This window comes from Streptomyces griseoluteus (assembly GCF_004784465.1).
Taxonomy (GTDB): Bacteria; Actinomycetota; Actinomycetes; order Streptomycetales; family Streptomycetaceae; genus Streptomyces; species Streptomyces griseoluteus.
Genome location: NZ_SRRU01000001.1, coordinates 592,055 through 614,421 on the forward strand (window position 1 = coordinate 592,055; position 22,367 = coordinate 614,421).

Here is a 22,367-nt window from a genome sequence, read left to right on the forward strand (position 1 = left end):
TCGGCGGTCGCCGCTAGCCTTCCCCGCATGCCCGCGCACCTCACCGACCCCGAGCAACTCAAAGAGCTGCTCGGCATCCCGTTCACCCCGGAGCAGACGGCCTGCATCATCGCGCCGCCCGCCCCGCAGGTGATCGTGGCCGGAGCCGGTTCGGGCAAGACCACAGTGATGGCCGCCCGCGTCGTCTGGCTGGTCGGCACCGGCCAGGTCGCCCCCGAGCAGGTGCTCGGCCTGACCTTCACCAACAAGGCGGCCGGGGAACTCGCCGAACGCGTCCGCAAGGCGCTGATCAAGGCCGGGATCACCGATCCGGACGTGATCGACCCGGACAACCCGCCCGGCGAGCCCGTCATCTCGACGTACCACGCCTTCGCCGGGCGGCTGCTCACCGACCACGGTCTGCGCCTCGGCCTGGAGCCCAGCTCGCGGCTGCTCGCGGACGCCACCCGCTTCCAGCTCGCCGCCCGGGTCCTGCGCGAGGCGCCGGGCCCCTACCCGGCGCTGACCCGCTCCTTCGCCGACCTCGTCACCGACCTGCTCGCGCTCGACTCCGAGCTGTCCGAGCACCTGGTCGACCCCGAGGAACTCCGCGTCTGGGACGCCGGCCTGCTGACCACCCTGGACGGGGTCAGGCTCAGCAACGCCGACCTGCGCAAGGTGCCCGAGACGCTCGCCGCGCGCGGGGAACTCGCCGGGCTCGTCCAGCGCTACCGGGCCGCCAAACGCGCCCGCGACCTGCTCGACTTCGGCGACCAGATCGCCCTGTCGGCCCGCCTCGCCCGCGTCCCCGAGGTGGGCCGCCTGCTGCGCGAGGAGTTCCGGGTCGTCCTGCTGGACGAGTACCAGGACACCTCCGTTGCCCAGCGCGTCCTCCTGGCGGGCCTCTTCGGCCATGGCACCGGCCACCCCGTCACCGCCGTGGGCGACCCCTGCCAGGCCATCTACGGCTGGCGGGGCGCGTCCGTCGCCAACCTGGACGACTTCCCCGAGCACTTCGCCCGCGCCGACGGCAGCCCCGCCACCCGGCAGGCGCTCAGCGAGAACCGGCGCAGCGGCGGCCGCCTCCTCGACCTCGCCAACGGCCTCGCGGAGCCCCTGCGCGCCATGCACGCGGGCGTGGAGGCGCTCCGTCCCGCCCCCGGCGCCGAGCGCGACGGCCTGGTCCGCTGCGCCCTGCTGCCCACCCACGCCGAGGAGATCGACTGGCTCGCGGACTCCCTCGCCCACCTGGTGCGCACCGGCACCCCGCCCGGCGAGATCGCCGTCCTGTGCCGTACCGCGACCGACTTCGCGGAGATCCAGGGCGCGCTGGTCGCCCGCGACGTGCCCGTGGAGGTCGTCGGGCTGTCCGGGCTGCTGCACCTGCCCGAGGTCGCGGACCTGGTCGCCGTCTGCGAGGTGCTCCAGGACCCCGGCGCCAACGCGGCCCTGGTCCGGCTGCTCACCGGCCCGCGCTGGCGCATCGGCCCGCGCGACCTGGCCCTGCTCGGCCGCCGCGCCCGGCTGCTCGTCGCCCACGCGCGCGTGGACGGCGCCGACGACCCCGACCGCAGGCTCGCCGAGGCCGTGGAGGGCGTCGACCCCTCCGAGGTCACCTCGCTCGCGGACGCCCTGGACACCTTCCTGGAGACCTCCTTCGGCAGCGAGGGGTACGACGACGACCTGCCGTTCTCCCCGGAGGCGCGCGTGCGCTTCGCCCGCCTCGCCGCCGAACTGCGCGACCTGCGCCGCAGCCTCTCCGACCCGCTGATGGACGTGCTGCACCGGGTGCTCGCCGTCACCGGCCTGGAGGTCGAGCTGTCGGCCTCCCCGCACGCGCTGGCCGCCCGCCGCCGCGAGACCCTGTCCAACTTCCTCGACGTGGCCGCCTCCTTCGCGGCCGGCGACGGCGAGGCCACCCTGCTCGCCTTCCTCGCCTTCCTGCGCACCGCCGTCCAGTACGAGAAGGGGCTCGACAACGCGCTGCCCGGCGGAGAGAACACCGTCAAGGTGCTCACCGCGCACAAGTCCAAGGGGCTGGAGTGGGACGTGGTCGCCGTCCCCGGCCTGGTCAAGGGCACCTTCCCCAGCGCCCAGGGGCGCGAGAAGTGGACCGCGCAGGCCAAGGTGCTCCCGCACGCCCTGCGTGGCGACACCGCCACGCTGCCCGACGTCGGCTTCTGGGACGCCAAGGGCATCAAGGGCTTCCACGAGGCCATGAAGGAGCACCAGCTCACCGAGGAGCTGCGCCTCGGCTACGTGACCTTCACCCGCCCCCGCTCCCTCCTGCTCGGCTCCGGCCACTGGTGGGGCCCCAGCCAGAAGAAGCCGCGCGGCCCCTCCGACTTCCTCCAGGCCCTGCACGACCACTGCGCCGCCGGGTACGGCGAGACGGAGGTGTGGGCGGACGCCCCCGAGGAGGGCGACGAGAACCCGGCCCTGCACACCGCCGGCGCCGATCAGGCATGGCCGCTGCCCCTGGACGCCACCGCCTTCGAACGCCGTCGCCGGGCCGCCCGCACCGTCCGGGCCCACCTCCAGGCCCCGCCCACCGCCGCCCCGGTCCCGTACGACGACCCCGAGTGGCCCACCGAGCCCCCGGAGGACGAGGAGCCGTACGACACCTTCGAGGAGCCCGGTGACCGGGAGCCCTGGAGCGGCGACCGCCCCGCCCTCCGCGTGCCGCACCAGGCGTCCGCCCCGGAGCCGCTCACCCCGGAGGAGGCCCGCGCGGTCGCCTCCTGGGACCGCGACCTCGACGCCCTCGCCGGGGAACTGATGCGCGCCCGGCGCGGTGTCATCGACGTACCGCTGCCCGCCGTCCTCACCGCCACCCAGATGCTCCGGCTGGCCGAGGATCCCGACGGGCTCGCGCAGGAACTCGCGCGCCCCATGCCGCGCCCCCCGCAGCCGGCCGCGCGCCGGGGCACCCGCTTCCACGCCTGGGTCGAGTCCCGCTACGAGGAGCTGATGCTGCCCCTGCTGGAACCGGACGACCTGCCCGGTACCGACGCCGACATCGCCGACGAGGCCGACCTCGAAGCCCTCAAGGAGGCCTTCGAGCGCACCGAGTACGCCCGGCGCACGCCGTACCGGGTCGAGGTCCCCGTGCAGATGACCCTCGCCGGCCGGGTGGTGCGCGGCCGGATCGACGCCGTCTACAAGGACGGCGAGGGCGCGGACGCCACGTACGAGATCCTCGACTGGAAGACCGGCCGCACGCGCGAGGCCGACCCGCTCCAGCTCGCCGTGTACCGGCTGGCCTGGGCGGAGCAGCAGGGCATCCCGCCCGAACGGGTCACGGCCGCGTTCCTGTACGTGCGCACCGGGGAGGTCGACCGTCCGGACCCGCTGCCCGGCCGGGAGGAGCTGGCGCGACTGCTCGAAGGGGAGCGAACCGGGGCGACGGGGACACCGGGGTGTGACGAACCGCCCGCCGAGGATGTCCGCGCGGGCGGATAGGCTCGTGAGCATGAGCCAGACCCCGGACAGCGCCGTCCACGCGTACATCGAACGACACCGCGCCGCCTTCCTCGACGACCTCGCCGCCTGGCTGCGCATCCCGTCCGTGTCCGCCCAGCCGGAACACGCCCCCGATGTCCGCCGCAGCGCCGACTGGCTCGCCGGGAAACTCACCGCGACCGGCTTCCCGGTGGCCGAGGTCTGGCCCACCCCCGGCGCCCCGGCCGTCTACGCCGAATGGCCCTCGGGCGACCCCGAGGCCCCCACCGTGCTGGTCTACGGCCACCACGACGTGCAGCCCGCCGCCCGCGAGGACGGCTGGGACACCGACCCCTTCGAGCCCGTCGTACGGGGAAACCGCCTTCACGCGCGCGGTGCCGCCGACGACAAGGGCCAGGTGTTCTTCCACACACTCGGCGTCCGCGCCCACCTCGCCGCGACCGGCCGTACCGCGCCCGCCGTCAACCTCAAGCTGCTGATCGAGGGCGAGGAGGAGTCCGGCTCCCCGAACTTCCGTGCCCTGGTCGAGGAGCACGCCGAGCGGCTCGCCGCCGACGCCGTGATCGTCTCCGACACCGGCATGTGGTCCGAGGACACCCCCACGGTGTGCACGGGCATGCGGGGCCTCGCCGAGTGCGAGATCCGGCTGTACGGCCCCGACCAGGACATCCACTCCGGCTCCTTCGGCGGTGCCGTGCCCAATCCGGCCACCGCCGCCGCCCGCCTGGTCGCCGCCCTGCACGACGAGCACGGGCGCGTGGCCGTCCCCGGCTTCTACGACGGCGTCGTGGAGCTGACCGAGCGCGAGCGCGCCCTCTTCGCGGAGCTGCCCTTCGACGAGGCCGAGTGGCTGCGCACCGCCAAGTCGCACGCGGCCCACGGCGAGGCCGGGTACAGCACACTGGAGCGCATCTGGGCCCGCCCGACCGCCGAGGTCAACGGCATCGGCGGCGGCTACCAGGGCGCCGGCAGCAAGACGATCATCCCTTCCTCGGCCGTGGTGAAGCTGTCCTTCCGGCTGGTCGCCGGGCAGGATCTCGGCGCCGTCGAGAAGGCCGTACAGGACTGGGCCGAGCGGCAGGCGCCCGCCGGTATCCGGCTGGAGACCGACTTCAGCCCGGGTACGCGCCCCTGCCTCACCCCGCTCGACCATCCCGCCCTGCGGTCCGTCGCCCGTGCGATGGGCCGCGCCTTCGACAAGCCCGTGCGCTTCACCCGGGAAGGAGGCTCCGGACCCGCCGCCGACCTCCAGGAGGTGCTCGGCGCACCGGTCCTCTTCCTCGGCATCTCCGTGCCCTCCGACGGCTGGCACGCCCCCAACGAGAAGGTCGAGCTGGACCTGCTCTTCAAGGGCGTCGAGACCAGCGCCCACCTGTGGAGCGACCTCGCCGAGAGCTGGCGCCCCGCACCCCGCTGAACAGCCGCCGTTCGGGAACGGCACCGCGCGCCGGGCACACTGGAAGGACCGCCCGGCCCGGCCGCCCCCGCCCGGCCGCGGTGCCCCTGACCCGTGTCCCGCCGAACCGCCCGCCGAACCAACCGTTCCATTGGGGGAGTTGGAAGCACCAGTGACCACCCGGACCGACCACACCGCTGACCGACCCATCTCGCTCACCGCCCCGAGCGGCATCGACCGAGCCGCCCACCACCGGCTCGACGAAGCCTGGCTCGCGGCGGCGTGGAGCCACCCCACGACCCGCTGCTTCGTGGTCTCCGGCGGCCAGGTGCTCATCGACGAGACGCCCGACGGGCGCACCGAACTCGTCATGACCCCTTCCTTCGAGGCTCCCCTCACCGAGGCCCACCGCTACTTCCTGGGCGAGGACGAGGACGGCGTCAGCTACTTCGCGCTCCAGAAGGACTCCCTGCCCGGCCGCATCGACCAGTCCGCACGCCCCGCCGGACTGCGCGAGGCGGGCCTGCTGCTCTCCCCGCGCGACGCCGGGCTGATGGTGCACGCGGTCGGCCTGGAGAACTGGCAGCGCACCCACCGTTTCTGCTCCCGCTGCGGCGAGCGCACCGTCATCGCCGCCGCCGGGCACATCCGGCGCTGCCCGGCGTGCGGCGCCGAGCACTACCCGCGCACCGACCCGGCGGTGATCATGGCGGTCACCGACGGCCAGGACCGCATCCTGCTCGGCCGCCAGGTGCACTGGCCCGAGGGCCGCTTCTCCACGCTGGCCGGGTTCGTCGAGCCCGGCGAGTCCATCGAGCAGTCGGTGCGCCGCGAGGTCTTCGAGGAGGCGGGCATCACGGTCGGCGAGGTCGAGTACGTCGCCAGCCAGCCCTGGCCGTTCCCGTCCAGCCTGATGCTGGGCTTCTTCGCCCACGCCACCTCCACCGAGATCGACGCCGACGGCGAGGAGATCGAGGAGGCCCGCTGGTTCTCCCGCGACGAGCTGGGCGCGGCCTTCGAGTCCGGCGAGGTGCTGCCGCCCTACGGCATCTCGATCGCCGCCCGGCTGATCGAGATGTGGTACGGCAAGCCGCTGCCGACCCGGAGCGCCTTCTAGACGCGGGAAACCCCGGCCGCCCTGTGCTCGGGCGGCCGGGGTTCCGGCGGTTTCAGGGGGTCAGGCGCCGAGCGCCTGCTTCACCTGCGCGAGGCTCGGGTTGGTCATGACGACCTCGGAGCCACCCCCGACGGGCACGACGCGCACGGTCGGCACCGTCTGGTTGCCGTCGTTCGCCTTCTCCACAAACGTGGCGGACTCCGGGTCGTGCTCGATGTTGATCTCGGTGAAGGGGATGCCCTCCCGGTCGAGCTGGCCCTTCAGCCGGCGGCAGTAACCGCACCACGTCGTGCTGTACATCGTCACAGTGCCCTGCATGTCTCGCGCTCCTCAGGCGGCCGGGGGGTACGTCCTATGTCGTGCACTGGGCAAACGCGGGAGACCCGACGTGCATTCCCACGGATGTGATGCCCGCCGCACGCGGCAGCTGTGACACCCGCCGCATTAAAACGACTATCGGGGCCCGCCTGTGGACAACCGACGCGATGGTCCCGGCCGACCTGGCAGCATGGCCATGTGACAGCAGCAACGCCCTCCCCTCTCTTCCCGCGGACCCCGGACTCGGCCGACGCGGTGCTCGAAGGGCTCGACCCCGAGCAGCGCGAGGTCGCCACCGCCCTGCACGGGCCGGTGTGCGTCCTGGCCGGAGCGGGCACGGGCAAGACCCGCGCGATCACCCACCGCATCGCGTACGGGGTGCGCTCGGGCCTCCTGACGCCCTCCAGCGTGCTCGCCGTCACCTTCACCAACCGTGCCGCGGGCGAGATGCGCGGCCGGCTCCGCCAGCTCGGCGCCCAGGGCGTGCAGGCCCGCACCTTCCACTCCGCCGCGCTCCGGCAGCTCCAGTACTTCTGGCCGAAAGCGATCGGCGGCGGGCTGCCCCGGCTGGTCGACCGCAAGATCCAGCTGGTCGCCGACGCGGCCGCCGCCTGCGGTCTCCGCCTGGACCGGGGCGAGCTGCGGGACGCCACCGCAGAGATCGAGTGGTGCAAGGTCACCCAGACCGTCCCCGCCGACTATCCGTACGCGGCCGTGAAGGCGGGCCGCGAGACCCCGCGCGACCCGGCCGAGATCTCCCACCTCTACGCGGCCTACGAGAACCTCAAGCGCGACCGCGCCGTCATCGACTTCGAGGACGTGCTGCTGCTGACCGTCGCCGTCCTCCAGGACCGGCACGACATCGCCGACCAGGTACGCGCCCAGTACCAGCACTTCGTGGTGGACGAGTACCAGGACGTCAGCCCGCTCCAGCAGCGGCTGCTCGAACTCTGGCTCGGCGACCGCGACAGCCTGTGCGTCGTCGGAGACGCCAGCCAGACCATCTACTCGTTCACGGGAGCAACCCCCGACCATCTCCTCGACTTCCGGCTCCGCCACCCCGGCGCCACCGTGGTCAAACTGGTCCGGGACTACCGCTCCACCCCCCAGGTGGTCCGCCTCGCCAACGGGCTGCTCGCCCAGGCCCACGGCCGCGCCGCCGACCACCGGCTGGAACTGGTCTCCCAGCGCGCCCAGGGCCCTGAACCCGTCTTCACCGAGTACACCGACGAGCCCGCCGAGGCCGAGGGCGCCGCCCGCCGCATCCGCGAGCTGATCGCCGCCGGGACGCCGGCCGCCGAGATCGCCGTCCTGTTCCGCACCAACTCCCAGTCCGAGACCTACGAGCAGGCCCTGGCCGACGCAGGCGTCCCCTACCAGCTGCGCGGCGCCGAGCGGTTCTTCGACCGGCCCGAGGTGCGCAAGGCGGGTGTCGCCCTGCGTGCCGCAGCCCGCTTCGGCGGCAACGACTCCCTGCTGGACGAGGCGGTCGACCTGCCCTCCCAGGTCCGTGCCGTGCTCTCCGGCGAGGGCTGGAGCAGCGAGCCCCCGGCCGGCTCCGGTGCCGTCCGCGAACGATGGGAGTCGCTGGCCGCGCTGGTCGCCCTCGCCCACGACTTCGCCGCCGCCCACCCCAAGGCCACCCTGAGCGACCTGGTCGCGGAGCTGGACGAGCGGGCCACCGCCCAGCACGCTCCGACCGTCCAGGGCGTCACCCTCGCCTCGCTGCACGCCGCCAAGGGCCTGGAGTGGGACGCCGTCTTCCTGGTCGGCGTCGCCGAGGGCATGCTGCCGATCACCTACGCCAAGACCGACGAGCAGATCGAGGAGGAACGGCGCCTCCTCTACGTCGGCGTCACCCGCGCGCGGGAACGGCTCCATCTCTCCTGGTCCCTCGCCCGCTCGCCCGGCGGCAGAGCGGGCCGCAGGCCGAGCCGCTTCCTCGACGGACTGCGGCCCGGCTCCACCGCCACCGTCGGCCGCACGGCGACCGGCACCGGCGGCGTCGAGCGCGGCACCCTCGGCGGCCTCCCGGCCGCGCCCCGGCGCGCCCAGCGATCCCCGGCCCGCTGCCGGGTCTGCGGGCGCACCCTCACCGACGCCGGCGAGATGAAACTGATGCGCTGCGAGGACTGCCCCTCCGACATGGACGAGGGCCTGTACGAGCGGCTGCGGGAGTGGCGGGCGGTGGAGGCGGGACGGAGCGGGCAGCCGGACTTCTGCGTCTTCACCGACCGCACCCTGATGGCCATCGCCGAGACCCGCCCCGACTGCGCGGCCGAACTCTCTCGCATCCCCGGCGTCCTGGACCGCAAGCTGCGCCGCTACGGCACCGACGTACTGGCCATCTGCGCAGGCCAGGAGGCCGGTGCGGACACCGTGAACGCGGCCGGGACCACTGATCGGAACTCGTCGCAAAAATAGTTTGCGCCCGCGCCAGGAATCCCCATAGGTTCTAGGCACGGAAACGGCGGCCTTCTCGAAGGCTGTGAATCCGTGCTGTACTTCCATATCCGAGGACCGATTCACACCGGTCCCCAAGACGCCGAGAGGAGGCGAGCCCAATGATCAGCATCGAGACCATCATCACCAGCCCGGTCAAAATGACCGATCGTCCGGCCGTCTCCCTGTGCATGCTCGGCGCGCCCTCCCAGGGCACCGGTCTGTCCGGCATTCGTGCCGCCCGTCCGGCCTCCTCGCTGCTCTCCGTGGATCTCCCTGTCCGCGAGCGCAATGAGCGACCGACCAAGGCACTGGCAGCGGTAGAGGCACAGGCGCAGGGCGCCTATGCCTTCGCGGCGGCCGGTGCCGGATTCCGCAAGCAGACGCAGCACCACCAGATGTGGGCCTTCCGTGGGCCAGAACCCTGGAGTGATCCAGCCTGATCGCCGATCAGGCAGGCGCCTTCAGGGCCGCGGAACCCCATCCGGGAACCGCGGCCCTTCTGTTTTCCCCGAACAGGGAGAACGCCCCGAAGACGCCTCGGGACAACAAAAGAGAACCCGGTACCCAGCCGACACCCGGTCCACCGACCGGAACGACCAGACGAGGAAAACACCCCGTGCAACTCGAAGCGCACGCCCCGTCAGTACCGCCTTCACAAGCGATCACTCAGCTCGGCTCCACGGAGGACCCCGCCTTGCTCCCCCTCACCGCGCTCACCGCGCTCGACGACGCCATCGAGAACCTCGGCGTGCCCGTCCCCTGCCGTTCCTACGACCCGGAGGTCTTCTTCGCCGAGTCGCCGGCCGATGTCGAGTACGCCAAGTCGCTCTGCCGCACCTGCCCGCTGGTCGAGGCCTGCCTCGCCGGAGCCAAGGAGCGCCGGGAGCCCTGGGGCGTCTGGGGCGGGGAGCTGTTCGTCCAGGGCGTCGTCGTCGCCCGGAAGCGGCCGCGTGGCCGCCCGCGCAAGAACCCGGTCACGGCATGAACGTCGCACGCATGCACCCCGCAGGAACGATCGACCGTCCCCTCACGCACGACCCCAAGAAGCAGGCCCCGATGAAGCCGTCCACCAGCGAGCCCACCGGCTCGGCGACCCCAGACCTCGATAACCGTGGCGTGACAGGCTCGCGCCAGACGAACAGGACCCGCGAAATGCAACTCATCCCAGAAGCCCTGGCTCGTGCGCATATGCACGAGCGCCTGCAGGACGCCCAGCGGGAGCGCCGGGCCATGAGCCTGGCCACCGCCCGGCGGATGCAGCGCCGGGCGGAGCGCGCCTCCCTGCGTGCCCGCCGTGCGCTCGCCGTCGCCGTCATGCAGTAGGCGCCGCCCTCGACGCGCACTGAGCGCACCCACCCGAAGCGGTGGCCTCCCGGCTCCGGGAGGCGAAGTCTTCCCCTCGGGGGCCGGTCCGGCCGATCGGACCGGCCCCCGAGGCATGCCCGCCCCCGCCGGGCCTACGCCTGCGCCGGACCTATGCCTCCGCCGCGGGTACCTCCGGCAGGTCCTCCTCCGCTTCCTCCGCCTCGGCCGGCAACGCCTCGGACTCCAGCGGGTCCGCGTCGGGGCCGAATCCCGGCAGCCACTCCTCCAGTTCCTCCCGGAGCCGCACCGTCGCGCCCAACTGGCACAGCACACCGATGGTGCTCAGCGTGACCCGGTGGATCAGCAGATAGGACGGCGGCAGATTGAGCTGCTTGCCGAGCTGGTACGCGGGGGAGCGGGGGTCGGCGACCCGGGCCGCCTGGCCGCGCATCCACGACCGGGTGAAGGTGAAGGTGTCCACCTGCGCGGGCTCGATGATCGGCAGCAGGTAGTCGAGGACGGCGTCGGGGTCCAGGTCCATGGACTCCTTGATGAATCCCTCCTCGCACAGCATCTCGTAGACCGGCTCGGCGTCCCCGTCCAGCGTCATCCGCAGCGCCACCCCGATGGTCGGGGGCAGTCCGCCGGGGAGCCGGTCCACCGTGCCGAAGTCCAGCACGCCCAGCCGCCAGCCGTCCTCACCGTCGGGGCCCACCGGCAGCAGCCGGAAGTTGCCCGGATGCGGGTCGGCGTGCAGCAGGCCGGTGCGGGCCGGGCCGGAGAAGAGGAAGCGCGCCAGCAGTTGCCCGGCCCGGTCGCGCTGCTCCTCGGTGCCGCCGGAGATGATCTCCGACAGCGGGATGCCGTCGATCCACTCGGTCACCAGCACCTGGTCGCACTGGTGCACCACCGCTGGGACCACTACGTCCGGGTCGTCCGTGAACTCCGCCGCGTGCGCGGCCTGTGCCTGCGCCTCCAGCTCGTAGTCCAGCTCCTCGGAGACCCGGTCCTTCAGCTCGGCGATCAGCGGCTTGATGTCCATGCCGGGGATCAGTGGGCCCAGCAGGCGGGCGAACCGGCTCAGTTGACCAAGGTCCGAGAGCAGTGCCTCGCCGGCGCCCGGATACTGGACCTTGACCGCCACCTCCCGGCCGTCGTGCCACACCGCCCGGTGCACCTGGCCGATGGAGGCCGCCGCCGACGGCTTGTCCTCGAACTCCAGGAACAGCTCCCGCCAGTCCTCGCCCATCCGCTCCGCCAGCACCGCGTGCACCGTACGGGTGGGCATCGGGGGCGCCGCCTCCTGGAGCTTGGTCAGCGCGGCACGGTAGGGCCCGGCGACCTCCTCGGGGAGCGCGGACTCGAAGACGGACAGCGCCTGCCCGAACTTCATCGCCCCGCCCTTCAGCTCGCCGAGGACCTTGAAGAGCTGCTCGGCCGTGCGCTGCTGAAGCTCCCGCCCCACCAGCTCGGCCGACTCGCCCACGATCCGCTTGCCCAGCCCCCAGGTGGCCCGGCCGGCGAAGCCGAGCGGGAGCGCGGCGAGCTTCGCGGTCCGGGTGACCGCCTTCCGGGGAAGATCAGACATGCGCCCTCCAAGTCCCTGTCGGCCGCGCCGCGCCGGACTCGCGTCGCCGCTCGGCCGACGGCCGTTGCACCGCCATTGTCGCGCGCGCCGGCCCTCGCGTTGAGAAGTGCTCCGCCTCCACCTTCTCCCCACCCCGCGCCGGGGTGCTTCCCCTCCTCCTCTCCTTGGCCCCGCAACCGCATGCCGGATGCGGGGCGACGGGATGAGCATCCCAGGTCAGAGCCGGCAGGGCAGCCTCCCAGCGGGTGCCGGTGGCCGCCGGTTCGGCCCCGTCGAGGAAGCTCAGGGCGTGCGCCGCGGCGAGTCCCGCGACCGCCGCGGCGAGGGTCAGATCACACGCGCCCACCCGGCGCGCCCGGCCCGAACGCCACTGGGTGATCAGCCGGGGCCACGCCGCGTCCTCGTCGGTGCGGTGCTGCTGAAGACAGCCGGCGCACCCCGTCCGGCCGGGCAGCACCAGCGGTCCGACGACACCGGTCCCCTCCACCACCCCCACGTAGAGATGGGGAGTACCGGAGATCATGAGGGGCTCGGCGAGGAACGGGTCCGGGGCGTGCACCGCCACCTCGTCGCGCGGGGCGAGGACCACCAGGGACAGCCCTGGCTCCTCCTCGGAGCCGGGACCGGACAGTCTGCCCTGGCGGGTCCGGCGTGGTGGGCGGTCCGGTGCCGCACGGCGCACCGCCGTCCGCGCGGCCTCGTCCCGCCGCTCGCCCACCGCCTCCGCCGGCAGCCCGCCCGGTGCCACGTCCCACGGCTGCACCCGGCCCACGTCACGCACATCGACCTCCCCCACCCCTGCCCCGGACAGCAGCGTCCCGATTGCGGACCCCACCCGGCCCGCACCGAGCACCCGCACCCGCAGGGCACGCCGGGCGGCGAGGCGGGTGAGCGCGCCGCCCGGCTCCGCCGTGGTCAGCGACAGCGAGGCGAGGTCGGGACGCAGCCGCTCCAGCGCCTCCCCCCTCTCCCGCAGCGCGGTCGCGGCGGGGGAACAGTCCCGTGTGTCGTCGAGCAGACCCGCCCGGCCCAGCCGGCTCACCAGCCGGTCGGCATGGCCGTCGGGCAGATCCAGCCGCCGGGCCTCCTCCCGCAGTAACGCCACGTCACGGGTGCCGTCGAGCAGTTCGAGGAAGCTGCCCGTGGCCAGGTCCACCGGGCCCAGAGTGATCGCGTGCGCGGGAGTCATCCCGAACTGCACGGTGCCGAGATCGCGCCAGCCGCGCCGCAGCGCCGGCTTCACCATCGGATGCATGACGGGCCCCCGTCTCCCAGGTCTCGCGCACACCCCGGCCGGGCATGCGTCCTTCTGCCTCTCGTACGTCGGCCGAGCCGGTCCTGCTCGTTCCGACGACTGCCAGCATGGCCGGGCTCCGGAATCCGTGCCGAAAGTTGTCCACAGGCACGAGGTGATCGTCGTACAAGCTGTCCATGGGTCCGGCGTCCACAGACCGCTGTCCACAGGCCCGGCCCGCTGTCCGCGCCGACGGGTACCTTCGAGACGTGCCCACGGAACCGACCGAACAGCAGCAGCCCGCCGCACACGGCCCCGTCGAGGTCAGGCGGAGCGACCGGCGCCGCCGGACCGTCTCCGCCTACCGCGAGGGCGACCGCACCATCGTGCTGATCCCCGCCCGCATGTCCAAGACGGAGGAGCGGCGCTGGGTCACCGCCATGCTCGACCGGCTCGCCGCCAAGGAGGCGAAGCGGAGCGTGCCCGGCGGTGACACCGAACTGACCGAGCGCGCCGGGCGGCTGTCCGAGCGGTACTTCGAGGGCCGGGCGCGGCCCAGCTCGGTGCGCTGGGTGACCAACCAGAACACCCGCTGGGGCTCGTGCACCCCGGCGGAGGGCACCATCCGGCTCTCGCACCGGCTGCGGGGGATGCCCGAGTACGTGGTCGACTACGTGCTCTGTCACGAGCTGGCGCATCTGCTGGTGCCCGGTCATGGCCCGGACTTCTGGCGGCTGTTGCAGGCGTACCCGCGCACCGAGCGGGCGCGTGGCTATCTGGAGGGCGTGGCCGCCACCGCGCGGATGCCGGATGTACCACCGGATGTGACGGACGACGAGGAGGTGTGAGGTCCGGGCCGCGGTTCTGTACCGGGTCTGTACCGGCTGAGGCCGATGTCGGTATTTGCGGTTAGCCTGACGCGACGTAACTGCTTTCGGGACGGGGGACGGACGTAACGCATGTCCAGGGAATTCCAACGCGGCCACAAGGCCCGGATCAGTGACCTCACCGCGGGTACGGATCTGTACGTGGGCGTGCAGATCTCCGCTCCCGGACTGACCTTCGACATAAGCTGCTTCGGCCTCGACGCCGAGGAACGGCTCTCCGACGACCGGTACTTCGTCTTCTTCAACCAGCCGAAGTCGCCCGAGGAGTCCATCCAGCTGCTGGGCCCCCAGGCGGGTGACACCGAGTCGTTCCGGGTCACGCTGGACCGGATTCCGGCCGGCATCCACAAGCTGTCCTTCACCGCGACCATCGACGGCGACGGGCAGATGTCCCGGATCGCCCCCGGCTATCTGCGGATCGTGGCGGGCGGCGAGGAGGTCGCGCGGTACTCCTTCACGGGCGCGGAGTTCACCACCGAGCGCGCCGTGATGCTCGGCGACCTCTATCTCAAGGACGTCTGGCGGTTCGCCGCGGTCGGGCAGGGCTTCGACGGCGGACTGGAGGCGCTGCTGAAGAACTTCGGCGGCGAGGTCGCCGAGGAGGAGGCGCCCGCCCCGGCCCAGCCGGAGGCCGCCGCGCCGTCCGCCGCCCCCGGTTTCGCCCCGCCCGCCTTCGCCGTCCCCGCCGGACCGCCCACGCCCTCCGCGCCCCAGGCGTTCACCCCGCCCCCGGCGCCCCGGCCCGACGTGCACGGGGCACCCACCCTGGTCGAACCCCTGACCCCGCCCCACGGCACCGTCCCGCCGCCCGGCCCGGCCCCCGCCGCCTTCGGCCACCCCGCCCCGCCGAGCGCACCCCTGCCACCGGGCTACGGCCAGCCCCCGGCCGCACCGGCCCCGCCCGGCTACGGCCAGGGTCCGGGCCAGCCCCCGGCGGCCCCCGCACCGCCCGGCCACAACTCCCCGCCCTCCCACGGCGGTCCGCCGTCCGCCCCCATGCCCCCCGGCTACGGCCAGGTCCCCGGCCAGGGCACCCCCTCCTACGGCGTCCCGCAGGGCGCGCCCCAGGGAGCGGCCGGAGTGGGCGCCGCGCTCCAGAAGTTCAAGGAGGCGCCCACCGGGCAGCGCTGGACCCAGCAGAACCACAAGCTGATCCGCGTCGACCTGGGCGCCGGCGGCCAGCCGGTACTGGCCCGGCAGGGCAGCATGGTGCTCTACCAGGGCAAGGTCGACTTCAGCTACAAGGGCGCTGGAATCACCGGCCGGCTCGTGGGCAACGCCACCGGCCAGGAGATGCAGTTGATGCGCTGCACCGGCCAGGGACAGGTGTTCCTCGCCGACGACTCCACCCACCTCCACCCCGTCGAGCTGCAGGGCGACGCGATCTGCGTCTCCGCCGAGAACGTGCTCGCCTTCGACGAGAGCCTGCAGTACGAAGTTCGCCGCATCGAGGGCCACGGCATTCCCGGCGGCGCGCTGTTCACCATGCAGTTCCAGGGCACCGGCACGCTCGTCGTCAAGACCCACGGCACGCCCGTCGTGCTGCCGGTGACGCCGACGACCTTCGCCGACTGCCACGCGGTCGTCGCCTGGTCGGCCGCCTCACAGGTGATCGTCTCCAGCCAGGTCCGGATGCGCCGCAACGCCTACGCGGGCGACACGGGGGAGAGCGTGAATCTCCAGTTCCGGGGCGCACCCGGCAACTTCATCGTCGTCCAGCCGTACGAGGTCTGAGGGAGCCCGTCATGAACCAGCCGCTCGCGGGCTTCGCCCCCGCACCCGTCACCGCCCGCATGGAGAACCACGGCAGCCACATGCTGAAGGTCGCCATGCAGACGGGCAACGACCTCCTCGCCCGCGTGGGCTCGATGATCGCCTATGAGGGCTTCATCCAGTACGAGCCCAACCCGCCCGCCGTCCGCCAGATCGCCCGCGACTGGATGACCGGCGAGGGCGCCCCGCTGATGAAGTGCTCCGGCGACGGCCTGCTCTACCTCGCCGACTACGGCGCCGACGTGGTCGTGATCAACCTGAACGGCGACGGCATCTCCGTCAACGCCACCAACCTGCTCGCCTTCGACGCGGGCCTCACCTGGGGCGTGGAGCGGGTGAAGGGCCTCGCCAAGTTCGCCGGACAGGGCCTGTGGAACACCAGGATCTCCGGACAGGGCTGGGTTGCGCTGACCTCGCGCGGCACCCCGATCGTGGTGGACTGCGGGGGCGGCGAGGACGAGACGTACGTCGACCCGGACGCGCTGGTGGCGTGGTCCCCGAACCTGAAGGTGAAGGGCAAGCGCAGCTTCAAGGCGCAGTCGCTGATCGGCCGGGGCAGCGGCGAGGCATACCAGATGGCGTTCTCCGGGACGGGCATCGTCGTCGTCCAGCCCAGCGAGGACAGCACCGACCGCCTCCGGTTCCGGGGCTGAGGGGGAGCACAGACACCATGCAGAGCCCGCTTTTCGCGCACAACGACTCCCAGACCCAGGAGCGCTGGAGCCTGCAGAACGCGCAGATGCTCCGCGTCGCCCTGGAGGGCCACGACGACCTGCTGGCCCGCAAGGGCGCCATGGTCGCCTACCAGGGCCTGGTCGAGTTCGACGCCGAGTACCGCAGCCAGGGCCAGCGTCGGGCGCGAGCCCACACCGGCGAAGGCCTGGACCTGATGCGCTGTCACGGCCAGGGCACCGTCTACCTTGCCAACCTCGCCCAGCACGTCCATCTGCTGGACGTGGAGCAGGAGGGCCTGACCGTCGACAGCTCCTACGTCCTCGCCATGGACTCCTCGCTGCACCACGAGGTCATCGCGGTGGACAGCCTCTACGGCATCTCCGGCTCGGGTAAGTACCAGCTGAACATCACCGGCCGCGGCAAGGTCGCCCTGATGACCTCCGGCACGCCCCTGCTGATGCAGGTCACGCCGGACCGGTACGTCAACTGCGACGCGGACGCCATCGTCGCCTGGTCCACCTCGCTGCGGGTGCAGATGCAGGCCCAGACCCACTCGTCCGGGGTGTGGCGGCGGCGCGGCAGCACGGGCGAGGGCTGGGAGCTGAGCTTCATGGGTTCCGGCTTCGCCCTGGTCCAGCCCAGCGAGCTGCTGCCGCCCCAGCACGCGCAGATCGGCGGCGGGGTCGCGGCCCAGTTCGGCATGGGCCAGCAGGGCGCACGCGGGCAGAACCAGGGCAACGTCTGGAGCTGAGGGCGCGTGCGCCGGACGTGAAGCGGCGGATGTGACGAGGCGAACGTAAGGGGCGCCCACAGCGAAGGGCGCCCCTGGCACGTGCAGAGCCGGACCGGTGCGGCGCCGAGTCCCCTTCAGATCCAGGCACTCCGCACCGCACCCCGCCTCACAGCCGTGCCCGTGTAGCCTCCAGCAGCCGTACCACCGACTCATCCGCGACGTCGGCGACCTCGTCGTAGCCGAACCAGCGCAGGTCCAGCGACTCGTCGCTGATCGCCTGCTCGGCGCCGGGCGGGGCCAGCACCGCGTACTGCACGTCGAGGTGCCAGTTGCAGGGGGCCGGGATCGAGTGCCGGTCCAGCCGGACCGGGCCTCCGGGGAGCAGGGTCAGCCCGGCGATGCCGGACTCCTCCGTCGCCTCGCGCAGGGCCGCGCCCGCCATGGAGATGTCGCCCGGCTCGCAGTGGCCGCCCATCTGGAGCCACATCCGGAGCTTCCTGTGCAGGGTGAGCAGCACCCGGCCGCGCTCCGGGTCGATCACCAGCGCGCTGGCCGTGAGGTGCCCCGCGTCGCAGGACCGCCAGATGCCGTCCGGGTGGGCGGCGAGGTGGGCCTGGTACGCGTCGCGCAACTCGGGCTGGTCCTCGTACCCCTTGAGCACGAGGACCGCGTCGTCGTACAGGCTCACTCGCTCTTGTCGCCCTTGCCCTCGTCGCCCTCGTCCTTCTTCAGGCCGGGCTTCTCCGCGCCACCGCCCGCCGCCTCGCCGAGCATCTTGTCCAGCTCGGAGAAGTCCATCTGCTCGCGGTGGACGAAGCCGTCCGGGTCGTCCAGGTCGGTGGCCGTCGGCAGCATGTCCGGGTGGTGCCACAGGTCGTCCCTGCCGTCGACCCCGCGCGCGTCGGTGAGCGAGGCCCACAGGCGGGAGGCGTCGCGCAGCCGGCGCGGGCGCAGCTCCAGACCGATCAGCGTGGCGAAGGTCTGCTCCGCCGGACCGCCGCTCGCGCGACGGCGGCGCAGCGTCTCGCGCAGCGCGTCGGCGGAGGACAGGCGCGGCTTCGCGGCCGCGTGGACGACCGCGTCCACCCAGCCCTCGACCAGCGCGAGCGCCGTCTCCAGCCGGGCCAGGGCCGCCTTCTGCTCGGGCGTGTCCTCGGGCTGGAACATGCCCTGCTGGAGCGCGTCCTGAAGCTGCTCGGGGTTCTGCGGGTCGAACTGGCCGACCACGTCCTCCAGCTTGGCGGTGTCGACCTTGATACCGCGCGCGTACCCCTCGACCGCGCCGAACAGGTGCGAGCGCAGCCACGGCACGTGGGCGAAGAGGCGCTGGTGGGCCGCCTCGCGCAGAGCGAGGTACAGACGCACCTCCTCCATGGGGATGCCCAGGTCCTTGCCGAACGCCTCCATGTTGACCGGGAGCAGCGCCGCCTTGCCCACCGGTCCCAGCGGCAGACCGATGTCGGTGGAGCCGACGACCTCGCCCGCGAGCACGCCCACGGCCTGCCCGATCTGGGTGCCGAACATGGCGCCGCCCATCGAGCGCATCATGCCGATCAGCGGGCCCGCCATGGCCTGCATCTCCTCCGGCAGGACGTCGCCCATGGCCGCGCCGACCCGCTCGGCGACCGGGTCGACCAGTTCCTTCCAGGCCGGGAGGGTCGCCTCGACCCACTCCGCGCGCGACCAGGCCACAGAGGTGCTGGCGCCGGAGGGCAGCGAAGTGGCGTCGTCCAGCCACAGGTCGGCCAGGCGCACCGCCTCCTGGACCGCGGAGCGCTCGGACGGGCCGACGCTCGCGTCCTTGACGCCGTCCTGGGTCCCCTGGGCGACCGTCTGGCGGGCGATCTGCTTGGCCATGTCCCAGTTCACCGGGCCGCCCTCGTAGGAGAGCATCTGGCCGAGCTGCTGGAACGCCGCGCCCAGGTCATTGGGGTTCAGGGAGCCGAACATCGCGGCGAGCGGATTGTCGGCACCGGGACCGCCAAAACCCCCGGCTCCCGGCAGACCGCCGAAACCGAACGGGTTGGCCGGCCCCTGCCCACCACCGCTCTGCTGGTCCTTCTTCTTGCCCTCGTCGCCGTCGTCCGGCTCCTCCGGCGGAAGGCCGAATCCGAATGGGGTGTCACTCACGGGGTTCCTCGGCTGGTAAGGCCACCGGTTCTCTCCGGCGGCGCGGCTGCCCGACTTCACCACCCAGCGTAGACACCCGGACCGGATAGGGCCTCGGTGCTTCGCCCACAGATGGGCTGCGGCAGGATGGATGCACCTGGTACGCGCGCGTCGTCCGCGCTCGTACTGAAGACAACCGCTGGAGACGCCCGGTGAGTTCCCCAGATCCGCAGGTTCGCGCAGCGCGAAACCCCTCATCTCCGCCCGCATCGCCCCCGCCCGCGGTGCGCGGGCCCGTCGTCGCGGTCACCGGCGCCGCCACCGGGATCGGCGCGCTGCTCACCGAGCGGCTCGCGGCGTCCGAGGAGATCCGGCAGGTGGTGGCCATCGACGAGCGGCGCGGGGAGTGCGCCGAGGCCGAGTGGCACATCCTCGACGTGCGGGACCCGGCCATCGCGGAGAAGCTGCGCGGCGCCGACGTCGTGGTGCACCTCGCGCTCGACCTGGACCTGGGCAGCGACGCGGCCGCCCGCACCGCGTACAACGTGCGGGGCACCCAGACCGTGCTCACCGCCGCGGCGGCCGCCGGGGTGCACCGGGTCGTGCTGTGCACGTCGGCCATGGTCTACGGCGCGCTGCCCGACAACGAGCTGCCGCTGTCGGAGGACGCCGAGCTGCGCGCCACCGCCGAGGCCACCGGGGTCGCCGACCTGCTGGAGATCGAGCGCCTGGCCCGCCGCGCGCCCCGCGCGCACCCCGGCCTCAACGTCACCGTCGTACGCCCCGCTCTGCTGGTCGGCGGCACCGACACCGCGCTGACCCGGTACTTCGAGTCGCCCCGGCTGCTGGTGGTCGCGGACTCCCGCCCCGCCTGGCAGTTCTGCCACGTCGACGACCTGTGCACGGCGCTGGAGTACGCCGTGCTGGAGAAGGTCGACGGGGAACTCGCCGTCGGCTGCGACGGCTGGCTGGAGCAGGAGGAGGTCGAGGAGCTGAGCGGCATCCGGCGCATGGAGCTGCCCTCCGCGGTCGCCCTCGGCGCGGCCGCCCGGCTGCACCGGATCGGGCTCACCCCGTCCCCGGCGGGCGACCTGGCGTACACGATGTACCCCTGGGTGGTCAGCGGCAGCCGGCTGCACTCGGCCGGGTGGCGCCCCCGCTGGACCAATGAGGAAGTGCTCGCGGAACTGCTGGAAGAGGTCTCCGGCCGGCACACCGTCGCCGGGCGCAGGCTCGGCCGCAAGGACGCCACGGCGGCCGGCGCGGCGGGCGCGACCGTGGCGCTGCTCGGCGCGGCCGCGGTGGTCCGCCGGGCCCGCAAGGCGCGGCGCCGCATCTGAGCGCCGGAACGCCCCCGCCCGGCCGGGCGCCGCATTCCGCGCCCTCCCCGGTGTGCGGCACCATGGACACATGGCACCCATGAACGAACACCCCGGTGAGCAGGCGGCCCCCAGTCCCATCAGGCTGATCGGCATCCGGGACACGCCCCTCTCGGTGGACGAGGTGTTCGCCGCGCTCGGAGACGAGGCGGCGGGCGGGATCTCGCTGTTCGTGGGCACCGTGCGCAACCATGACGGGGGCGCGGACGTCGACGCCCTCGGCTACTCCTGCCACCCCTCCGCCGCCGACGAGATGCGGCGGGTCGCGGAGAAGGTCGTCGCGGAGTACCCGGTGCGTGCCCTGGCGGCCGTCCACCGGGTGGGTGACCTGGCCGTCGGCGACCTCGCCGTGGTCGTCGGCGTGGCGTGCCCGCACCGGGCCGAGGCGTTCGAGGCCTGCCGGAAGCTCATCGACGACATCAAGCACGAGGTGCCCATCTGGAAGCACCAGCGCTTCTCCGACGGCACCGAGGAATGGGTCGGCGCCTGCTGACGGCGGTGACCGGAGCGGTGACGTTCGGCCCATCGGGTGCTCCGGTTGCGTAACCGCCCCCCGCGCGTGAGCGTTGTCCCTGCGGATGGTTAATCTGCTGATCACTCAGTTCGCAGCGGACACTCATGGGGTTGGGAGGTCGGCATGGCGGTGCTCGTCTGGTTGCTGATTCCGTTCATCGCCGCGGTCGCGGCCGGTCTGTGGGGAAGCTGGGCCAACCGGACCCGCAGGACCCGCGGCGACGGGCCGGAGCTCGACGGTTACGCGCGCTTCCGCGAGGCCATGGAGCGGTCCCACACGGGCGCTCCGGGCGCCTGACGGGGGTGCCCTGACGGGGCGCCGACACACGTGTCCCGTACTGTCGTGCCATGCCACGCCGTACCGCGACGATGCTCGCGTCCACCCTGATGCTGATCGCGCTGCTCTGCGCGGGAGTGCTCATCCCCGTGCCGTACGCGGAGATGTCGCCGGGGCCGACCGTGAACACGCTCGGGGAGCACGACGGCGAGCCGGTGCTCCAGGTCTCGGGTCACCGCACCTATCCGGCCGCCGGTCACCTGAACATGACCACCGTCCGGGTGACCAGCGCGGACTTCCGGATGAACCTGGTCGAGGCGGTCTACGGCTGGCTGGCGCACGACACCAAGGTCGTCCCGCACGACACGCTCTACCCGGACGGCAAGACCGAGGAGCAGTCCACCCAGGAGAACGCCGAGGAGTTCAGCCAGTCCCAGGAGAGCGCCAAGGTCGCCGCCCTGAAGGAGCTGCACATCCCGGTGACGTCCTGGGTGATCGTCTCCACGGTGATCAAGGACTCCCCGGCCGAGGGCCGGCTGCACGCGGGCGACGTGATCAAGGCCGTGGACGGCACCCGGGTCAAGCAGCCGTCCGACGTGGCGAAGCTGGTGACCAGGCACAAGCCGGGCCAGAAGGTGGTCTTCACCGTCGTTCCCGCCAAGGAGCAGGCCGCCGCCGAGAAGGCGCACCGGACGGCGACCAAGACGCGGGACGTGACGATCACGACCACCGGCTCCGACGACAAGGGCGCCCACCGGGCCATCGTCGGGATCTCCGCCGGGACCGACCACACCTTCCCGTTCACCATCGACATCAAGCTCGCCGACGTCGGCGGCCCCAGCGCCGGCCTGATGTTCTCGCTCGGCATCTACGACAAGCTCACCCCGGGCAGTCTCACCGGCGGCAAGTTCGTCGCGGGCACCGGCACCATCGACGACGACGGCACGGTCGGCCCCATCGGCGGCATCGAGATGAAGACGGTCGGCGCGCGCGCCAAGGGCGCCCAGTACTTCCTGACCCCGGCCGACAACTGCGCCTCCGCCGCCAAGGACACCCCGAGCGGCCTCACCCTGGTCAAGGTGAAGAAGATCGGCGACGCCCTGGACGCGCTCAAGGACATCCGCGAAGGCCGCACCGCCGACCTGCCGAAGTGCACCACCAAGGGCTGAGACACCGG

At 72.8% G+C, this 22,367-nt stretch carries 20 protein-coding genes; 15 read left to right on the forward strand and 5 right to left on the reverse strand.

The window, feature by feature from the left end; translation table 11 throughout:
- Positions 1–27: 27 nt before the first annotated feature.
- The 3 genes from E5082_RS02895 (at position 28) to nudC (ending at position 5,954) form a co-directional block, all read left to right on the forward strand.
- Positions 28–3,441: an ATP-dependent helicase gene (locus E5082_RS02895; RefSeq protein WP_135789698.1), complete on the forward strand. Its 3,414-nt coding sequence runs from the start codon at positions 28–30 to the stop codon at positions 3,439–3,441.
- A 10-nt stretch (positions 3,442–3,451) separates the two neighbouring features.
- Positions 3,452–4,858 (forward strand): dipeptidase, encoded by a 1,407-nt coding sequence (locus tag E5082_RS02900; protein WP_135789699.1) that lies wholly within the window; start codon positions 3,452–3,454, stop codon positions 4,856–4,858.
- A 151-nt stretch (positions 4,859–5,009) separates the two neighbouring features.
- Positions 5,010–5,954 (forward strand): NAD(+) diphosphatase, encoded by a 945-nt coding sequence (gene nudC / locus E5082_RS02905; RefSeq protein ID WP_031181100.1) that lies wholly within the window; start codon positions 5,010–5,012, stop codon positions 5,952–5,954.
- Between the two features lie 60 nt (positions 5,955–6,014).
- On the opposite strand, the gene E5082_RS02910 is transcribed toward nudC, so the two are convergent.
- Complete coding sequence (locus tag E5082_RS02910) at positions 6,015–6,272, reverse strand: mycoredoxin (RefSeq protein ID WP_086695487.1); 258 nt, start codon at positions 6,270–6,272, stop codon at positions 6,015–6,017.
- A gap of 111 nt (positions 6,273–6,383) precedes the next feature.
- Between E5082_RS02910 and E5082_RS02915 the strand changes: the two genes are divergently transcribed.
- The 4 genes from E5082_RS02915 (at position 6,384) to E5082_RS02930 (ending at position 10,040) form a co-directional block, all read left to right on the forward strand.
- Positions 6,384–8,696, forward strand: a complete 2,313-nt coding sequence (locus E5082_RS02915) for an ATP-dependent DNA helicase UvrD2 (protein WP_279638093.1) — start codon at positions 6,384–6,386, stop codon at positions 8,694–8,696.
- A gap of 140 nt (positions 8,697–8,836) precedes the next feature.
- Entirely contained in the window at positions 8,837–9,157 is a 321-nt protein-coding gene (locus tag E5082_RS02920) for a hypothetical protein (RefSeq protein WP_086695485.1), read from the forward strand.
- Between the two features lie 176 nt (positions 9,158–9,333).
- Positions 9,334–9,702, forward strand: coding sequence for a WhiB family transcriptional regulator (locus E5082_RS02925; protein ID WP_030807350.1), 369 nt, complete (start codon positions 9,334–9,336; stop codon positions 9,700–9,702).
- A gap of 11 nt (positions 9,703–9,713) precedes the next feature.
- A complete protein-coding gene (locus E5082_RS02930; RefSeq protein WP_135790115.1) occupies positions 9,714–10,040 on the forward strand; it encodes a hypothetical protein in 327 nt (108 codons plus the stop codon).
- A 151-nt stretch (positions 10,041–10,191) separates the two neighbouring features.
- Here the strand turns inward: E5082_RS02930 and E5082_RS02935 are convergent, their stop codons facing one another.
- Positions 10,192–11,610, reverse strand: coding sequence for an ABC1 kinase family protein (locus E5082_RS02935; protein ID WP_135789700.1), 1,419 nt, complete (start codon positions 11,608–11,610; stop codon positions 10,192–10,194).
- Positions 11,603–12,865: a TOMM precursor leader peptide-binding protein gene (locus tag E5082_RS02940; protein ID WP_135789701.1), complete on the reverse strand. Its 1,263-nt coding sequence runs from the start codon at positions 12,863–12,865 to the stop codon at positions 11,603–11,605. The genes E5082_RS02935 and E5082_RS02940 overlap by 8 nt, the downstream gene beginning before the upstream one ends.
- Positions 12,866–13,041: 176 nt before the next feature.
- Here E5082_RS02940 and E5082_RS02945 point away from each other — a divergent pair, with 176 nt between their 5' ends.
- The 4 genes from E5082_RS02945 (at position 13,042) to E5082_RS02960 (ending at position 16,930) form a co-directional block, all read left to right on the forward strand.
- Positions 13,042–13,692: a M48 metallopeptidase family protein gene (locus tag E5082_RS02945; RefSeq protein WP_135789702.1), complete on the forward strand. Its 651-nt coding sequence runs from the start codon at positions 13,042–13,044 to the stop codon at positions 13,690–13,692.
- Between the two features lie 111 nt (positions 13,693–13,803).
- A complete protein-coding gene (locus E5082_RS02950; protein ID WP_135789703.1) occupies positions 13,804–15,465 on the forward strand; it encodes a TerD family protein in 1,662 nt (553 codons plus the stop codon).
- An 11-nt stretch (positions 15,466–15,476) separates the two neighbouring features.
- Entirely contained in the window at positions 15,477–16,157 is a 681-nt protein-coding gene (locus E5082_RS02955) for an AIM24 family protein (RefSeq protein WP_135789704.1), read from the forward strand.
- 17 nt (positions 16,158–16,174) lie between these two features.
- Positions 16,175–16,930 carry an AIM24 family protein gene (locus E5082_RS02960; protein WP_086694704.1) on the forward strand — a complete coding sequence of 252 codons (756 nt, stop codon included), beginning with the start codon at positions 16,175–16,177 and terminating at the stop codon, positions 16,928–16,930.
- Positions 16,931–17,078: 148 nt separating this feature from the next.
- Here E5082_RS02960 and E5082_RS02965 read toward each other — a convergent pair whose 3' ends face one another.
- Both E5082_RS02965 and E5082_RS02970 read right to left on the reverse strand, forming a co-directional pair.
- Complete coding sequence (locus tag E5082_RS02965) at positions 17,079–17,600, reverse strand: NUDIX hydrolase (RefSeq protein WP_135789705.1); 522 nt, start codon at positions 17,598–17,600, stop codon at positions 17,079–17,081.
- The gene (locus E5082_RS02970) at positions 17,597–19,042 is read right to left on the reverse strand and encodes a zinc-dependent metalloprotease (RefSeq protein WP_135789706.1); all 1,446 of its coding nucleotides are present in this window, start codon (positions 19,040–19,042) and stop codon (positions 17,597–17,599) included. Before E5082_RS02970 ends, E5082_RS02965 begins: the two co-directional genes overlap by 4 nt.
- 191 nt (positions 19,043–19,233) lie before the next feature.
- On the opposite strand from E5082_RS02970, the gene E5082_RS02975 reads away from it, so the two are divergent.
- From E5082_RS02975 to E5082_RS02985, 4 genes are all read left to right on the forward strand, one after another.
- Complete coding sequence (locus tag E5082_RS02975) at positions 19,234–20,361, forward strand: SDR family oxidoreductase (RefSeq protein WP_135789707.1); 1,128 nt, start codon at positions 19,234–19,236, stop codon at positions 20,359–20,361.
- Positions 20,362–20,431: 70 nt separating this feature from the next.
- Positions 20,432–20,893, forward strand: a complete 462-nt coding sequence (locus tag E5082_RS02980) for a molybdenum cofactor biosynthesis protein MoaE (RefSeq protein WP_135789708.1) — start codon at positions 20,432–20,434, stop codon at positions 20,891–20,893.
- A gap of 144 nt (positions 20,894–21,037) precedes the next feature.
- Positions 21,038–21,211, forward strand: coding sequence for a hypothetical protein (locus tag E5082_RS32255; protein ID WP_167387891.1), 174 nt, complete (start codon positions 21,038–21,040; stop codon positions 21,209–21,211).
- A 50-nt stretch (positions 21,212–21,261) separates the two neighbouring features.
- Positions 21,262–22,359: a YlbL family protein gene (locus E5082_RS02985; RefSeq protein ID WP_135789709.1), complete on the forward strand. Its 1,098-nt coding sequence runs from the start codon at positions 21,262–21,264 to the stop codon at positions 22,357–22,359.
- The last annotated feature ends 8 nt before the right edge of the window (positions 22,360–22,367 follow it).

Bases quoted from the DNA above. Each gene is read 5' to 3' on its own strand.
- E5082_RS02895 (WP_135789698.1), top strand. From the start codon at position 28: ATGCCCGCGCACCTCACCGACCCCGAGCAACTCAAAGAGCTGCTCGGC.
- E5082_RS02900 (WP_135789699.1), top strand. From the start codon at position 3,452: ATGAGCCAGACCCCGGACAGCGCCGTCCACGCGTACATCGAACGACAC.
- E5082_RS02910 (WP_086695487.1), bottom strand. From the start codon at position 6,272: ATGCAGGGCACTGTGACGATGTACAGCACGACGTGGTGCGGTTACTGC.
- E5082_RS02920 (WP_086695485.1), top strand. From the start codon at position 8,837: ATGATCAGCATCGAGACCATCATCACCAGCCCGGTCAAAATGACCGAT.
- E5082_RS02930 (WP_135790115.1), top strand. From the start codon at position 9,714: ATGCACCCCGCAGGAACGATCGACCGTCCCCTCACGCACGACCCCAAG.
- E5082_RS02935 (WP_135789700.1), bottom strand. From the start codon at position 11,610: ATGTCTGATCTTCCCCGGAAGGCGGTCACCCGGACCGCGAAGCTCGCC.
- E5082_RS02940 (WP_135789701.1), bottom strand. From the start codon at position 12,865: ATGCATCCGATGGTGAAGCCGGCGCTGCGGCGCGGCTGGCGCGATCTC.
- E5082_RS02945 (WP_135789702.1), top strand. From the start codon at position 13,042: ATGGGTCCGGCGTCCACAGACCGCTGTCCACAGGCCCGGCCCGCTGTC.
- E5082_RS02950 (WP_135789703.1), top strand. From the start codon at position 13,804: ATGTCCAGGGAATTCCAACGCGGCCACAAGGCCCGGATCAGTGACCTC.
- E5082_RS02955 (WP_135789704.1), top strand. From the start codon at position 15,477: ATGAACCAGCCGCTCGCGGGCTTCGCCCCCGCACCCGTCACCGCCCGC.
- E5082_RS02960 (WP_086694704.1), top strand. From the start codon at position 16,175: ATGCAGAGCCCGCTTTTCGCGCACAACGACTCCCAGACCCAGGAGCGC.
- E5082_RS02980 (WP_135789708.1), top strand. From the start codon at position 20,432: ATGGCACCCATGAACGAACACCCCGGTGAGCAGGCGGCCCCCAGTCCC.
- E5082_RS32255 (WP_167387891.1), top strand. From the start codon at position 21,038: ATGGCGGTGCTCGTCTGGTTGCTGATTCCGTTCATCGCCGCGGTCGCG.
- E5082_RS02985 (WP_135789709.1), top strand. From the start codon at position 21,262: ATGCCACGCCGTACCGCGACGATGCTCGCGTCCACCCTGATGCTGATC.